Source organism: Enterobacter kobei, assembly GCF_001729765.1.
Taxonomy (GTDB): domain Bacteria; phylum Pseudomonadota; class Gammaproteobacteria; order Enterobacterales; family Enterobacteriaceae; genus Enterobacter; species Enterobacter kobei.
The window spans coordinates 1,318,621-1,333,147 of the sequence record NZ_CP017181.1; the positions used below are offsets into that span (position 1 = coordinate 1,318,621).

The 14,527-nt window shown below is 55.3% G+C and carries 11 protein-coding genes; 9 read left to right on the forward strand and 2 right to left on the reverse strand.

Annotation, left to right across the window (positions count from 1 at the left end; genetic code table 11):
• Positions 1-49: 49 nt before the first annotated feature.
• Positions 50-1,333 (reverse strand): citrate synthase, encoded by a 1,284-nt coding sequence (locus BFV64_RS06250; RefSeq protein ID WP_014883035.1) that lies wholly within the window; start codon positions 1,331-1,333, stop codon positions 50-52.
• A gap of 639 nt (positions 1,334-1,972) precedes the next feature.
• Here BFV64_RS06250 and sdhC point away from each other — a divergent pair.
• The 8 genes from sdhC to sucD all read left to right on the forward strand — a co-directional run bounded on the left by sdhC (position 1,973) and on the right by sucD (position 11,619).
• The gene (sdhC, locus tag BFV64_RS06255; protein WP_020684965.1) at positions 1,973-2,377 is read left to right on the forward strand and encodes a succinate dehydrogenase cytochrome b556 subunit; all 405 of its coding nucleotides are present in this window, start codon (positions 1,973-1,975) and stop codon (positions 2,375-2,377) included.
• Positions 2,371-2,718 carry a succinate dehydrogenase membrane anchor subunit gene (gene sdhD, locus BFV64_RS06260; RefSeq protein WP_008501088.1) on the forward strand — a complete coding sequence of 116 codons (348 nt, stop codon included), beginning with the start codon at positions 2,371-2,373 and terminating at the stop codon, positions 2,716-2,718. The genes sdhC and sdhD overlap by 7 nt, the downstream gene beginning before the upstream one ends.
• Complete coding sequence (gene sdhA / locus BFV64_RS06265) at positions 2,718-4,484, forward strand: succinate dehydrogenase flavoprotein subunit (RefSeq protein WP_014883036.1); 1,767 nt, start codon at positions 2,718-2,720, stop codon at positions 4,482-4,484. The genes sdhD and sdhA overlap by 1 nt, the downstream gene beginning before the upstream one ends.
• 15 nt (positions 4,485-4,499) lie before the next feature.
• Positions 4,500-5,216, forward strand: a complete 717-nt coding sequence (gene sdhB / locus BFV64_RS06270) for a succinate dehydrogenase iron-sulfur subunit SdhB (RefSeq protein WP_014883037.1) — start codon at positions 4,500-4,502, stop codon at positions 5,214-5,216.
• A 238-nt stretch (positions 5,217-5,454) separates the two neighbouring features.
• Positions 5,455-8,262, forward strand: coding sequence for a 2-oxoglutarate dehydrogenase E1 component (sucA, locus tag BFV64_RS06275; RefSeq protein ID WP_014883038.1), 2,808 nt, complete (start codon positions 5,455-5,457; stop codon positions 8,260-8,262).
• 14 nt (positions 8,263-8,276) lie between these two features.
• The gene (gene odhB, locus BFV64_RS06280; RefSeq protein ID WP_014883039.1) at positions 8,277-9,500 is read left to right on the forward strand and encodes a 2-oxoglutarate dehydrogenase complex dihydrolipoyllysine-residue succinyltransferase; all 1,224 of its coding nucleotides are present in this window, start codon (positions 8,277-8,279) and stop codon (positions 9,498-9,500) included.
• Positions 9,501-9,583: 83 nt separating this feature from the next.
• Positions 9,584-10,750, forward strand: coding sequence for an ADP-forming succinate--CoA ligase subunit beta (gene sucC / locus BFV64_RS06285; protein WP_006809579.1), 1,167 nt, complete (start codon positions 9,584-9,586; stop codon positions 10,748-10,750).
• On the forward strand, positions 10,750-11,619 hold the full coding sequence (sucD, locus tag BFV64_RS06290) for a succinate--CoA ligase subunit alpha (RefSeq protein WP_008501094.1): 870 nt from the start codon (positions 10,750-10,752) through the stop codon (positions 11,617-11,619). The genes sucC and sucD overlap by 1 nt, the downstream gene beginning before the upstream one ends.
• A gap of 83 nt (positions 11,620-11,702) precedes the next feature.
• Here sucD and BFV64_RS06295 read toward each other — a convergent pair whose 3' ends face one another.
• The gene (locus BFV64_RS06295) at positions 11,703-12,419 is read right to left on the reverse strand and encodes a GntR family transcriptional regulator (protein WP_045134254.1); all 717 of its coding nucleotides are present in this window, start codon (positions 12,417-12,419) and stop codon (positions 11,703-11,705) included.
• Positions 12,420-12,590: 171 nt separating this feature from the next.
• Here BFV64_RS06295 and mngA point away from each other — a divergent pair, with 171 nt between their 5' ends.
• Positions 12,591-14,507: a PTS 2-O-a-mannosyl-D-glycerate transporter subunit IIABC gene (mngA, locus tag BFV64_RS06300; RefSeq protein ID WP_045134253.1), complete on the forward strand. Its 1,917-nt coding sequence runs from the start codon at positions 12,591-12,593 to the stop codon at positions 14,505-14,507.
• The last annotated feature ends 20 nt before the right edge of the window (positions 14,508-14,527 follow it).

A 14,527-nucleotide genomic window follows, 5' to 3' on the forward strand; every position in this document is an offset into this window, starting at 1 on the left:
CCTGTGGGAGAGGGCTGGGGTGAGGGCATCATGCCGCACCCAACGTCTGTTAGCGCTTAATATCAGACTTAAAATCACGCTGCTCGTAGCCGGTATACAGCTGACGAGGACGGGCGATTTTCATGCCTTCGCTGTGCATTTCGTTCCAGTGCGCAATCCAGCCTACGGTACGGGCCATGGCGAAGATTACGGTGAACATGGAAGACGGAATACCCATCGCTTTCAGAATGATACCGGAGTAGAAGTCGACGTTCGGGTAGAGTTTCTTCTCGATGAAGTACGGGTCGTTCAGCGCGATGTGTTCCAGCTCCATCGCCACTTCCAGCAGATCATCTTTGGTACCCAGTTCTTTCAGCACTTCGTGGCAGGTTTCACGCATCACGGTGGCGCGTGGGTCATAGTTTTTGTAAACACGGTGACCGAAGCCCATCAGGCGGAAGGAGTCATTCTTGTCTTTCGCGCGACGCACGAATTCAGGAATGTGCTCAACGGTGCTGATCTCTTCCAGCATCTTCAGTGCCGCTTCGTTCGCACCGCCGTGCGCCGGTCCCCACAGGGAGGCGATGCCCGCAGCGATACAGGCGAACGGGTTCGCGCCTGAAGAACCCGCGGTACGGACGGTAGAGGTGGAAGCATTCTGTTCGTGGTCAGCGTGCAGGATCAGGATACGGTCCATTGCGCGTTCCAGCACCGGGTTCACTTCGTACTCTTCGCACGGCGTGGAGAACATCATGCGCAGGAAGTTACCGGCGTAGGAGAGGTCGTTACGTGGATACACAAACGGCTGGCCGATGGAGTATTTGTAACACATCGCCGCCATGGTAGGCATTTTGGACAGCAGACGGAACGCCGCGATATCACGGTGACGCGGGTTATTCACGTCAAGGGAGTCGTGGTAGAACGCCGCCAGCGCACCGGTAATCCCACACATCACCGCCATCGGGTGAGAGTCACGACGGAACGCATGGAACAGACGGGTAATCTGCTCATGGATCATGGTGTGACGGGTGACGGTGGTTTTGAATTCATCGTACTGCGCCTGCGTTGGCTTTTCGCCGTTCAGCAGGATGTAGCACACTTCCAGATAGTTGGATTCGGTGGCTAACTGATCGATGGGGAAGCCGCGATGGAGCAGGATACCTTCGTCACCGTCAATGTAGGTGATTTTGGATTCGCAAGATGCGGTAGAGGTAAATCCAGGGTCAAAGGTAAATACTCCTTTGGAACCCAGCGTACGGATATCAATAACATCCTGACCGAGCGTGCCTTTTAGCACATCCAGTTCAATAGCATCACCACCGTTGAGGGTGAGTTTTGCCTTTGTATCAGCCATTTACGGTCTCCTTAGCGCCTTATGCTTAAGACTGCGCTTTACCGGATTTGCTTTCAGCTGTTAATCACCGTTACCAGATTGTTATTTGGCTTACCGCTCAGCTCACGAGGACAAACCAGGGTACAGAGCTATGGCGCCTTGCAGGTAAACGAATGAAATATCAGTGAAACAACAGCAAATCAGCGTTTTTGCAGTCCGAATTATTCAAACCTGTATATCACTAATAACTGTCCTGATAACTTCGGTCAATACCATCACACTGTTACATAACTATTTGTCAGGTGAAAGAGAGACCTCATAACTTTTGCGCATTATATGCCTTTTCTGATGACGTTTGTAACAATATTGTTTAACATTTGTCAAATCAGATGATTAAAAATTAAAAAGATGTTGTTATCGTGACCCTGATCACTGTTCCAGAGAAAACCCGACAAACTGTATGTAGGTTAATTGTAATGATTTTGTGAACGGCCTATACTGCCGCCAGGTCTCCGGAACACCCTGCAATCCCGAGCCACCCAGCGTTGTAATGTGTCGTTGAAGCATCTGGAAGCATTGTTTTGCATGACGCGCAGTTATAGAAAAGGAACGCTGCTTGACCCGCATCGCAGTCCGGAGGAAGGAAACAATAAGAACAGCATGTGGGCGTTATTCATGATAAGAAATGTGAAAAAACAAAGACCTGTCAATCTGGATCTGAAAACGATCCGGTTCCCCGTAACAGCAATAGCGTCCATTCTGCACCGTGTTTCAGGTGTAATTACGTTTGTGGCGGTCGGCATTCTGCTGTGGTTACTGGGTACCAGCCTCTCCTCCCCTGAAGGATTCCTCCAGGCCTCTGCCATCATGAACAGCTTCTTCGTGAAATTCATCATGTGGGGCATTCTGACCGCGCTGGCGTACCACGTCGTCGTGGGTGTTCGTCATATGCTGATGGACTTTGGCTACCTGGAAGAGACGTTCGAAGCCGGGAAACGCTCCGCTAACATTTCATTTGTGATTACTGTCGTGCTTTCACTTCTCGCAGGAGTTCTCGTATGGTAAGCAACGCCTCCGCATTAGGACGCAACGGCGTACATGACTTCATTCTTGTCCGTGCTACCGCCATCGTTCTCACCCTTTACATCATCTATATGATTGGTTTCTTCGCGACCAGCGGTACGCTGACGTGGGAAATCTGGAGTGGGTTCTTCGGATCCGCCTTCACCAAAGTGTTCACCCTGCTGGCGCTGTTCTCCATCCTTATTCATGCGTGGATTGGTATGTGGCAGGTGTTGACCGATTACGTTAAACCGCTGGCGATTCGCCTTCCTCTGCAGCTGGCCATTGTCGTTGCACTGGTGGTTTACGTTATTTATGGATTCGTTGTGGTGTGGGGTGTGTAATGAAACTGCCAGTCAGAGAATTTGATGCTGTTGTGATTGGTGCCGGTGGCGCAGGTATGCGTGCCGCACTGCAAATTTCCCAGAGCGGCCAGACCTGTGCGCTGCTCTCTAAAGTGTTCCCGACCCGTTCCCACACTGTATCCGCGCAGGGCGGTATTACCGTTGCGCTGGGTAACTCCCATGAAGATAACTGGGAATGGCACATGTACGACACGGTAAAAGGTTCCGACTACATCGGCGACCAGGATGCCATCGAATATATGTGTAAGACCGGCCCGGAAGCGATTCTGGAGCTGGACCACATGGGGCTGCCGTTCTCCCGTCTGGAAAACGGCACCATCTATCAGCGTCCGTTTGGCGGCCAGTCGAAAAACTTCGGCGGCGAGCAGGCGGCACGTACCGCAGCGGCGGCTGACCGTACCGGCCACGCACTGCTGCACACCCTGTATCAGCAGAACCTGAAAAACCACACCACCATCTTCTCCGAGTGGTATGCGCTGGATCTGGTGAAAAATGCCGATGGCGCAGTGGTCGGTTGTACCGCGCTGTGTATCGAAACCGGTGAAGTCGTTTACTTCAAAGCCCGCGCAACCGTGCTGGCCACCGGCGGTGCAGGCCGTATTTACCAGTCCACCACCAACGCCCACATCAACACCGGTGACGGTGTCGGCATGGCAATCCGCGCAGGCGTGCCGGTTCAGGATATGGAAATGTGGCAGTTCCACCCAACCGGTATCGCCGGTGCCGGCGTTCTGGTAACAGAAGGCTGCCGTGGTGAAGGCGGCTACCTGCTGAACAAACACGGCGAACGCTTCATGGAGCGTTATGCCCCGAATGCGAAAGACCTGGCGGGTCGTGACGTGGTGGCGCGTTCCATCATGATCGAAATCCGTGAAGGCCGCGGCTGTGATGGCCCATGGGGTCCACACGCGAAGCTGAAACTCGACCATCTGGGTAAAGAGGTGCTGGAATCCCGTCTGCCGGGCATTCTGGAGCTGTCTCGTACCTTCGCACACGTCGACCCGGTGAAAGAGCCAATTCCTGTTATCCCAACCTGCCACTACATGATGGGCGGTATTCCGACCAAAGTGACCGGTCAGGCGTTGACCGTGAACGAGCAGGGCGAAGATGTGGTTATTCCTGGCCTGTTCGCCGTAGGTGAAATTGCCTGCGTATCCGTTCACGGCGCAAACCGTCTCGGCGGCAACTCGCTGCTGGACCTGGTGGTATTCGGCCGTGCAGTCGGTCTGCATCTGCAGGAATCCATTGCCGAGCAGGGCGCGCTGCGTGACGCGACCGACGACGAAATTGATGCCTCTCTTGAGCGCCTCAACCGCTGGAACGGCAACCGTAACGGCGAAGATCCGGTGGAAATCCGTAAAGCACTGCAGGAATGCATGCAGCATAACTTCTCGGTATTCCGCGAAGGTGACGCAATGGCCAAAGGTCTTGAGCAACTGAAAGCGATCCGCGAGCGTCTGAAAAATGCCCGTCTGGATGACACCTCCAGCGAGTTCAACACCCAGCGCGTTGAATGCCTGGAGCTGGATAACCTGATGGAAACTGCGTTCGCGACCGCGATGTCGGCAAACTTCCGTACCGAGAGCCGTGGCGCGCATAGCCGCTTCGACTTCCCGGATCGTGATGACGAAAACTGGCTGTGCCATTCCCTGTATCTGCCAGAGTCGGAATCCATGACGCGTCGTAGCGTCAACATGGAACCGAAACTGCGTCCGGCGTTCCCGCCGAAGATTCGTACTTACTAATGCGGAGACAGGATAATGAAACTCGAATTCTCAGTTTATCGTTATAACCCGGATGTTGATGATGCTCCGCGTATGCAGGACTACACCCTGGAAGCGGAAGAAGGTCGCGACATGATGCTGCTGGATGCGTTAATCCAGCTGAAAGAAAAAGATCCGACACTGTCGTTCCGTCGCTCCTGCCGTGAAGGGGTCTGCGGCTCTGATGGCGTGAACATGAACGGCAAAAATGGCCTGGCCTGCATCACGCCAATTTCCGCGTTGCAGCGTCCTGGTCAGAAAATTGTTATCCGTCCTCTGCCAGGCCTGCCGGTCGTGCGTGATTTGGTGGTAGACATGGGGCAATTCTATGCACAATATGAGAAGATTAAGCCTTACTTATTGAATAATGGGCAAAATCCACCCGCTCGCGAGCACTTACAGTCTCCTGAGCAGCGTGAAAAACTCGATGGGTTGTACGAGTGTATTCTCTGCGCATGTTGTTCAACGTCCTGTCCGTCGTTCTGGTGGAACCCGGACAAGTTTATCGGCCCGGCCGGTCTGCTGGCTGCCTATCGCTTCCTGATCGATAGCCGCGACACCGAAACCGAGAGTCGTCTGGAAGGACTGAGTGACGCTTTCAGCGTATTCCGCTGCCATAGCATCATGAACTGCGTCAGTGTATGTCCGAAGGGACTGAACCCGACGCGCGCCATCGGCCATATTAAGTCGATGCTGCTGCAGCGCAGTGCGTAAGTAAAAACGCCGGATGGCGCTGCGCTTATCCGGCCTATGTAACAGTAGGCCCGGTAAGCGTAGCGCCACCGGGCAAATTGCAGAAACCTTTAAAAACTGCCCTGAAGTTTAGACAGTTTCTAAAGGTTCCTTCGCGGGCCAAATGAAAAGAGCTCGCAGGTGAACCCCGGCACGTACACGTGGTGTGCGTGGTAGTTTCTACGGCGAAAGTAAGCATAAAAATGCTTAAGGGATCACGATGCAGAACGGCGCAATGAAAGCCTGGCTGGACTCTTCTTTCCTTTCTGGTGCGAACCAGAGCTGGATTGAACAGCTCTATGAAGACTTCTTAACCGATCCTGACTCAGTGGACGCAAACTGGCGTTCCATGTTCCAGCAGTTGCCTGGCACAGGGGTCAAACCGGATCAATTCCATTCCAAAACACGTGATTATTTCCGTCGTCTGGCGAAGGATGCCTCACGTTACTCTTCTGCGATTTCCGACCCTGACACCAATGCGAAGCAGGTTAAAGTCCTGCAGCTTATCAACGCTTATCGCTTCCGTGGTCACCAGCATGCGAATCTCGATCCGCTGGGACTGTGGCAGCAAGAACGTGTGGCCGATCTCGATCCGGCGTATCACGATCTGACCGAGGCCGATTTCCAGGAAAGCTTTAACGTAGGTTCTTTTGCCATCGGCAAAGACACGATGAAGCTGGGCGAACTCATTGATGCGCTCAAGCAAACCTACTGCGGCTCCATCGGCGCGGAATACATGCACATTACCTCTACCGAAGAGAAACGCTGGATCCAGCAGCGCATCGAATCCGTAGCGGGCCATGCGAATTTCTCAGCAGACGAGAAAAAACGTTTCCTTGGCGAACTGACTGCAGCAGAGGGTCTTGAGCGCTATCTGGGCGCGAAATTCCCGGGCGCAAAGCGCTTCTCGCTGGAAGGCGGCGACGCGCTGGTGCCGATGCTGAAAGAGCTGATTCGTCATGCAGGCAAGAGCGGTACCCGTGAAGTGGTACTGGGCATGGCGCACCGTGGTCGTCTGAACGTCCTGGTCAACGTGCTGGGTAAAAAACCGCAGGACCTGTTCGACGAATTTGCGGGCAAACATAAAGAGCACCTCGGCACCGGCGACGTGAAGTACCACATGGGCTTCTCGTCTGATATCGAAACCGAAGGCGGTCTGGTTCACCTGGCGCTGGCGTTTAACCCGTCACACCTGGAGATCGTCAGCCCGGTGGTTATCGGTTCCGTGCGAGCGCGTCTGGATCGTCTGGACGAGCCAAGCAGCAACAAAGTGCTGCCAATCACCATTCACGGTGATGCGGCGGTAACCGGGCAGGGCGTGGTTCAGGAAACCCTGAACATGTCGAAAGCGCGTGGTTATGAAGTGGGCGGTACCGTTCGCATCGTGATCAACAACCAGGTGGGCTTCACCACCTCTAACCCGCTGGATGCTCGCTCTACACCATATTGCACCGACATCGGTAAAATGGTTCAGGCGCCGATCTTCCACGTGAACGCGGACGATCCGGAAGCTGTCGCTTTCGTGACCCGTCTGGCGCTGGACTTCCGTAATACCTTCAAACGCGATGTGTTCATTGACCTCTTTTGCTACCGCCGTCACGGCCACAACGAAGCGGATGAGCCAAGTGCAACCCAGCCGCTGATGTATCAGAAAATCAAAAAACACCCGACGCCACGCAAAATCTATGCTGACAAGCTGGAAAGCGAAAAAGTGGCGACGCTGGAAGATGCGACCGAACTGGTCAACCTCTACCGCGATGCGCTGGATGCGGGTGAATGCGTAGTGAAAGAGCTGCGTCCGATGAACATGCACTCCTTTACCTGGTCGCCGTACCTCAACCACGAGTGGGATGAGAGCTACCCGAACAAGGTTGAGATGAAGCGTCTGCAGGAGCTGGCTAAACGCATCAGCACCGTACCAGACGCTATCGAGATGCAGTCTCGCGTGGCGAAAATCTATGCTGACCGTCAGTCCATGGCAGCAGGTGAGAAGCTGTTTGACTGGGGTGGCGCGGAAACGCTGGCTTATGCAACGCTGGTTGACGAAGGCATTCCCGTGCGTCTGTCCGGCGAAGATGCGGGCCGTGGCACCTTCTTCCACCGTCACGCGGTGGTTCACAATCAGTCTAACGGTTCAACCTATACCCCACTGCAGCACGTCCACAACGGTCAGGGCCAGTTCAAGGTCTGGGACTCCGTACTGTCTGAAGAAGCGGTACTGGCCTTCGAATACGGCTACGCCACCGCTGAACCACGCACCCTGACCATCTGGGAAGCGCAGTTCGGTGACTTCGCGAACGGTGCGCAGGTCGTTATCGACCAGTTCATCTCCTCCGGCGAGCAGAAGTGGGGCCGCATGTGTGGTCTGGTCATGCTGCTGCCGCACGGTTATGAAGGCCAGGGTCCGGAGCACTCCTCCGCGCGTCTGGAACGCTATCTGCAACTTTGCGCTGAGCAGAACATGCAGGTTTGCGTGCCGTCCACTCCGGCTCAGGTCTACCACATGCTGCGTCGTCAGGCACTGCGCGGTATGCGCCGTCCGCTGGTGGTCATGTCTCCGAAATCCCTGCTGCGCCATCCGCTGGCGGTATCCAGCCTGGATGAGCTGGCAAACGGCACCTTCCTGCCAGCCATCGGTGAGATTGACGAGCTGGATCCGCAGGCCGTGAAGCGTGTGGTGATGTGTTCTGGTAAGGTTTATTACGACCTGCTGGAACAGCGCCGTAAGAACGATCAGAAAGATGTCGCCATCGTGCGTATCGAACAGCTTTATCCGTTCCCGCATCAGGCGATGCAGGAAGTGCTGAAACCTTACGCTCACGTTCATGATTTTGTCTGGTGCCAGGAAGAGCCGCTTAACCAGGGCGCATGGTACTGCAGCCAGCATCATTTCCGTGAAGTGATTCCATTTGGGTCCGCTCTGCGTTACGCAGGTCGCCCGGCCTCCGCCTCTCCGGCGGTAGGGTATATGTCCGTTCACCAGAAGCAGCAACAAGATCTGGTCAATGACGCGCTGAACGTCGATTAATTAAAGGATACATAATGAGTAGCGTAGATATTCTTGTTCCCGACCTGCCTGAATCTGTAGCAGATGCGACCGTCGCTACCTGGCACAAAAAACCAGGCGATGCCGTTAAGCGCGATGAAGTGCTGGTAGAAATCGAAACTGACAAAGTGGTACTGGAAGTACCGGCTTCGGCGGATGGCGTACTGGACGCGGTGCTGGAAGATGAAGGTACGACCGTCACCTCTCGTCAGATCCTGGGTCGCCTGCGTGAAGGCAACAGCGCGGGTAAAGAGTCCAGCGCCAAGTCTGAAGAGAAAGCCTCTACGCCGGCTCAGCGCCAGCAGGCTTCTCTGGAAGAACAGTCTAACGACGCCCTCAGCCCGGCGATCCGTCGCCTGCTGGCTGAACATAGCCTTGACCCGGCTGCCATCAAAGGCACCGGTGTGGGTGGCCGTCTGACGCGTGAAGACATCGACAAGCACCTGGCGAAAGCACCTGCTCAGGCAGAAGCGAAAGCCCCTGCGGCAGCGCCAGCAGCAGCTCAGCCTGCTCTGGGTGCCCGTAGCGAAAAACGCGTCCCAATGACGCGCCTGCGTAAGCGTGTAGCCGAGCGTCTGCTGGAAGCGAAAAACTCCACCGCGATGCTGACCACCTTCAACGAAGTGAACATGAAGCCAATCATGGACCTGCGTAAGCAGTACGGTGACGCGTTTGAAAAACGTCACGGTATCCGTCTGGGCTTTATGTCCTTCTACGTGAAGGCTGTCGTTGAAGCGCTGAAACGCTACCCGGAAGTGAACGCGTCCATCGATGGCGATGATGTGGTTTACCACAACTATTTCGACGTCAGCATGGCGGTTTCTACCCCACGTGGTCTGGTCACCCCGGTTCTGCGTGATGTGGATACCCTGGGTATGGCTGACATCGAGAAAAATATCAAAGAGCTGGCTGTTAAAGGCCGCGACGGCAAGCTGACCGTAGACGACCTGACCGGCGGTAACTTCACCATTACCAACGGCGGCGTATTCGGCTCGCTGATGTCTACCCCGATCATTAACCCGCCGCAGAGCGCGATCCTGGGTATGCATGCCATTAAAGATCGTCCGATGGCGGTAGACGGTAAAGTTGAGATCCTGCCAATGATGTACCTGGCGCTCTCTTACGATCACCGCCTGATCGACGGCCGCGAGTCCGTGGGCTTCCTGGTTGCCATTAAAGAGCTGCTGGAAGATCCAACGCGTCTGCTGCTGGACGTCTAGTTTTGCAGTCTTGCCCGGCGGCGTATGGCTGCCGGGCCACTAAAAGCACTACCTAACGATTACCTGAAGGATGGATAGAACACATGAACTTACATGAATATCAGGCCAAACAGCTGTTTGCCCGGTATGGCTTACCGGCTCCGGTGGGTTATGCCTGTACTACCCCGCGTGAAGCAGAAGAAGCCGCATCTAAAATCGGTTCCGGCCCGTGGGTAGTTAAATGTCAGGTTCACGCTGGTGGCCGTGGTAAAGCGGGCGGTGTGAAGGTTGTTAAGAGCAAAGAAGAGATTCGTGCGTTTGCTGAACATTGGCTCGGCAAACGTCTGGTGACCTACCAGACAGATGCGAACGGCCAGCCGGTTAACCAGATCCTGGTTGAAGCTGCGACGGATATCGCTAAAGAGCTGTACCTGGGCGCGGTTGTTGACCGTAGCTCCCGTCGCGTGGTGTTCATGGCGTCTACCGAAGGCGGCGTGGAAATCGAAAAAGTGGCGGAAGAAACCCCACATCTGATCCACAAAGTGGCGATCGATCCGCTGGCAGGCCCAATGCCTTACCAGGGTCGCGAGCTGGCGTTCAAACTGGGTCTGGAAGGCAAGCTGGTTCAGCAGTTCACCAAGATCTTCATGGGTCTGGCGACTATCTTCCTGGAGCGCGACCTGGCGCTGATCGAGATTAACCCGCTGGTGATCACCACCCAGGGCGATCTGATCTGCCTCGACGGCAAACTGGGTGCTGACGGCAACGCGCTGTTCCGCCAGCCGGATCTGCGCGAAATGCGCGACCAGTCTCAGGAAGACCCTCGTGAAGCACAGGCTGCACAGTGGGAGCTGAACTACGTGGCGCTGGACGGCAACATCGGCTGTATGGTCAACGGTGCGGGCCTGGCAATGGGCACCATGGACATCGTTAAGCTGCACGGTGGTGAGCCAGCGAACTTCCTCGACGTGGGCGGTGGCGCAACCAAAGAGCGCGTGACCGAAGCGTTCAAAATCATCCTCTCTGACGACAATGTTAAAGCGGTTCTGGTTAACATCTTCGGCGGCATCGTTCGTTGCGACCTGATCGCCGACGGTATCATTGGTGCGGTAGAAGAAGTGGGTGTTAACGTTCCGGTGGTTGTACGTCTGGAAGGTAACAACGCTGAACTCGGCGCGAAAAAACTGGCTGACAGCGGCCTGAATATTATTGCAGCGAAAAGTCTGACGGATGCAGCTCAGCAGGTTGTTGCCGCAGTGGAGGGGAAATAATGTCAGTTTTAATTAATAAAGATACCAAGGTTATCTGCCAGGGCTTCACCGGTAGCCAGGGGACTTTCCACTCCGAACAGGCGATTGCCTACGGCACGCAGATGGTTGGCGGCGTCACGCCAGGTAAAGGTGGCACCACGCACCTGGGCCTGCCGGTGTTCAACACCGTGCGTGAAGCCGTAGAAGCGACGGGCGCAACCGCGACCGTTATTTACGTTCCGGCACCGTTCTGCAAAGATTCCATTCTGGAAGCGATCGACGCGGGCATCAAACTGATCATCACCATCACTGAAGGTATCCCGACGCTGGATATGCTGACCGTGAAAGTGAAGCTGGATGAAGCCGGCGTGCGCATGATCGGCCCGAACTGCCCGGGTGTTATCACGCCAGGCGAATGCAAAATCGGCATCATGCCGGGTCATATTCACAAGCCGGGCAAAGTAGGCATCGTGTCCCGTTCCGGTACCCTGACCTATGAAGCCGTTAAGCAGACCACCGATTACGGCTTCGGCCAGTCCACCTGTGTGGGCATCGGCGGTGACCCGATCCCGGGCTCTAACTTCATCGACATCCTGAAACTGTTCCAGGAAGATCCACAGACCGAAGCGATCGTGATGATTGGTGAGATCGGTGGTAGCGCGGAAGAAGAAGCGGCTGCTTACATCAAAGAACACGTGACCAAGCCGGTTGTCGGTTACATCGCGGGTGTGACCGCGCCGAAAGGCAAGCGTATGGGTCACGCAGGGGCGATCATCGCCGGTGGTAAAGGTACGGCTGACGAGAAATTCGCAGCGCTCGAAGCCGCAGGCGTGAAAACCGTTCGCAGCCTGGCGGATATCGGCGAAGCACTGAAATCCATCATTAAGTAAGTCCTCTCTGCTCCCCGACAGGGGAGCGTTGAAGTAAAAAAATGTCCGTTTCGACATGGTTGGCCGCTGAAAAGCGGCCTTTTTTATTGCCTGCGTTTGGCAACGAGCGTGAACTTGTAATCGTCGGTATTGAAGACGTTGCGACTGTATTCAAATACCCGTCCGTCCTTCAGGAAACCGCGGGAGGCTTTTTCCAGGATCGGTTTGGCCGGATCGAGCGCCAGCGCGGCGATCGCCTCCTCTGATGGCATGATCGGCACCAGCTCCTGCTCGCTGCGATCGATAACCATCTTTTTGATCTGCTCGATGTAGTGGTATTTCGAATTTTCCATTACGTCCCAGGTGAGGTCGGGAAACATTGCCAGCGGCATCCATGTCTCTTCCAGGTTAACCGGCTTCTGCTTGATGAAGCGTACGCGCTTCACGTGCCAGACTTTATCCTCCGGATTGATGGCCAGCGTTGCCGCAAGCCGCTCATCGGCTTTCACCACTTCAAAAATTTTAACATCACTGTGCGTATCGACGTTTCGGTCAGCCAGCTTTTCGTAAAAACCGGTGAGCTGGTAGATATCGTAATTTACGCGTTCCTCTTTTACATAAGAGCCGCTGCCCTGAATGCTTTCGATAATCTGCTCATCAGCCAGCAGTTTCAGGGCCTGCCGGACGGTGACACGGCTAACGCTGAACGTCTCCTGAAGGCTGGACTCCGTCGGGAGCGCGTCACCGGGTTTTAACTCCCCGGCGTTAATTTTCTCGCGAAACGCATCGGCTATCTGCCGGTACATCGGTTTATTACCCATTTGATTGCGCCTGCTTAATACCTTTTCAGGGAATTATGCATTCAACTGATGATTTGTAAATAATACAAATAAAATACAAATTGGCTTATTAGTGAAAGTGATCACATACATGTATTATAAGGTCTGCCAGAATCCATCCCAGACAATAACGATCTAAATGTGAGGATCACTATGAACCTGACGACCCTGACCGATCCGCGTGCAGTCTGCGTTCAGGCGCGGTTTTCCTGCCGGGATGAGGCAATCCGTCAGCTTGCGACACGTCTGGTGGCGCTGGGCAAAATCGCTGATGCCGATGCTTTTCTTAAAGAAGTTTTCCATCGGGAATCGCTTGGCCCCACCGCCCTGGGCGAAGGGCTGGCGGTGCCCCACGGTAAATCAGCCGTCGTGAAAGAAGCGGCCTTCGCCGTGGCAACGCTGCGCGAACCGCTGGAGTGGGAAGGCGTGGACGGACCGGAAGAGGTTGAGCTGATTTTTCTTCTCGCCATTCCTCCTGCCGAAGCGGGGTCGACACATATTCAGGTACTGACGGAACTGACGTCTCGCCTGGCGGATGACGATCTCCGGGCGCGCGTGATGGCAGCCACCACGGCGGAAGATGTGCTTGCTGCCCTGGAAGCGACCCCTGAAGCGCAAGAGGCCGCCGTTGCGGTGAATGCCCCGACGATCGTTTGCGTTACCGCCTGTCCGGCTGGAATTGCGCATACCTATATGGCTGCGGAATACCTGGAAAAAGCGGGACGCAGGCTGGGCGTCAACGTGGTGGTCGAAAAGCAGGGGGCGAACGGCATTGAGGGGCGCATCACTGCGCAGCAGTTGAAGGAGGCGAAAGCATGCATTTTTGCCGCAGACGTGGCGATCAAAGAGCGTGAGCGTTTTCAGGGGATCCCCGCGATTTCCGTCCCCGTTGCGGAGCCCCTGCGCCATGCTGAAGCGCTAATTGAGCGCGCGCTGGCGCTACGGCCTTCATCCGATGCGGGTCATGAGTATGTCGATACCGAAACGAAAACGGGCGTAAAAAGTGAGCTCAAACAGGCGCTCCTCAGCGGGATCTCCTTTGCGGTGCCGCTGATCGTCGCTGGCGGTACGGTGCTGGCTGTGTCGGTACTGCTGGCGCAAATCCTGGGCTTGCAGCACTTGTTCGACCAGGAAAACTCGTGGCTGTGGATGTACCGCAAGCTTGGCGGCGGCATGCTCGGAATTTTGATGGTTCCCGTTCTGGCCGCGTATACCGCTTACTCGCTGGCGGATAAACCCGCCCTGACACCGGGATTTGCTGCTGGTCTTGCTGCCAATATGATCGGCTCCGGTTTTCTGGGGGCTATCGTGGGCGGCCTGATCGCGGGTTACCTGATGCGCTGGGTGAAAAATCACATCCGCCTGAGTAGCCGCTATAACGGCTTTTTAACCTTTTATCTCTATCCGGTCATTGGCGTGCTGGGGGCGGGTAGCCTGATGCTGTTTGTGATCGGCGAACCGGTGGCCTGGCTTAATAACACGCTCACCGTCTGGCTTAATGGTCTGTCCGGTGCGAATGCGCTGCTCCTGGGGGCGATCCTCGGCTTTATGTGTTCATTTGATTTGGGCGGGCCGGTCAACAAAGCCTCTTACGCGTTTTGCCTGGGCGCGATGGCGAACGGCGTATACGGTCCCTATGCCATCTTTGCCTCCGTCAAAATGGTCTCGGCCTTTACCGTGACGGCGTCAACGATGCTGGCTCCGGGACTGTTTAAACCGTTTGAAATTGAAACCGGTAAATCAACGTGGCTGCTCGGACTCGCGGGCATTACCGAAGGGGCGATTCCGATGGCGATAGAAGATCCCCTTCGCGTCATTGGCTCCTTTGTGCTCGGCTCCATGGTAACCGGCGCGATTGTTGGGGCGATGGGGATCGGGCTGTCTACCCCGGGGGCGGGTATTTTCTCCCTCTTTTTACTTCACGACGCAGGGCTGACCGGTGTGGTTGCCGCAGCGGGCTGGTTTGGCGCGGCGCTGCTGGGGGCCGCTATCTCCACGTTTGTTCTGCTGCTCTGGCGACGCCAGGCGGTAAAAAAGGGCAAATACGTCACTGAAGACGCCATACGGTAAAAACTCACACACAGGAAACG

What these genes read in the sequence shown, in the direction of transcription:
- BFV64_RS06250 (WP_014883035.1), bottom strand. Translation starts at nt 1,333, where the DNA reads ATGGCTGATACAAAGGCAAAACTCACCCTCAACGGTGGTGATGCTATT.
- sdhC (WP_020684965.1), top strand. Translation starts at nt 1,973, where the DNA reads ATGTGGGCGTTATTCATGATAAGAAATGTGAAAAAACAAAGACCTGTC.
- sdhD (WP_008501088.1), top strand. Translation starts at nt 2,371, where the DNA reads ATGGTAAGCAACGCCTCCGCATTAGGACGCAACGGCGTACATGACTTC.
- sdhA (WP_014883036.1), top strand. Translation starts at nt 2,718, where the DNA reads ATGAAACTGCCAGTCAGAGAATTTGATGCTGTTGTGATTGGTGCCGGT.
- sdhB (WP_014883037.1), top strand. Translation starts at nt 4,500, where the DNA reads ATGAAACTCGAATTCTCAGTTTATCGTTATAACCCGGATGTTGATGAT.
- sucA (WP_014883038.1), top strand. Translation starts at nt 5,455, where the DNA reads ATGCAGAACGGCGCAATGAAAGCCTGGCTGGACTCTTCTTTCCTTTCT.
- odhB (WP_014883039.1), top strand. Translation starts at nt 8,277, where the DNA reads ATGAGTAGCGTAGATATTCTTGTTCCCGACCTGCCTGAATCTGTAGCA.
- sucC (WP_006809579.1), top strand. Translation starts at nt 9,584, where the DNA reads ATGAACTTACATGAATATCAGGCCAAACAGCTGTTTGCCCGGTATGGC.
- sucD (WP_008501094.1), top strand. Translation starts at nt 10,750, where the DNA reads ATGTCAGTTTTAATTAATAAAGATACCAAGGTTATCTGCCAGGGCTTC.
- BFV64_RS06295 (WP_045134254.1), bottom strand. Translation starts at nt 12,419, where the DNA reads ATGGGTAATAAACCGATGTACCGGCAGATAGCCGATGCGTTTCGCGAG.
- mngA (WP_045134253.1), top strand. Translation starts at nt 12,591, where the DNA reads ATGAACCTGACGACCCTGACCGATCCGCGTGCAGTCTGCGTTCAGGCG.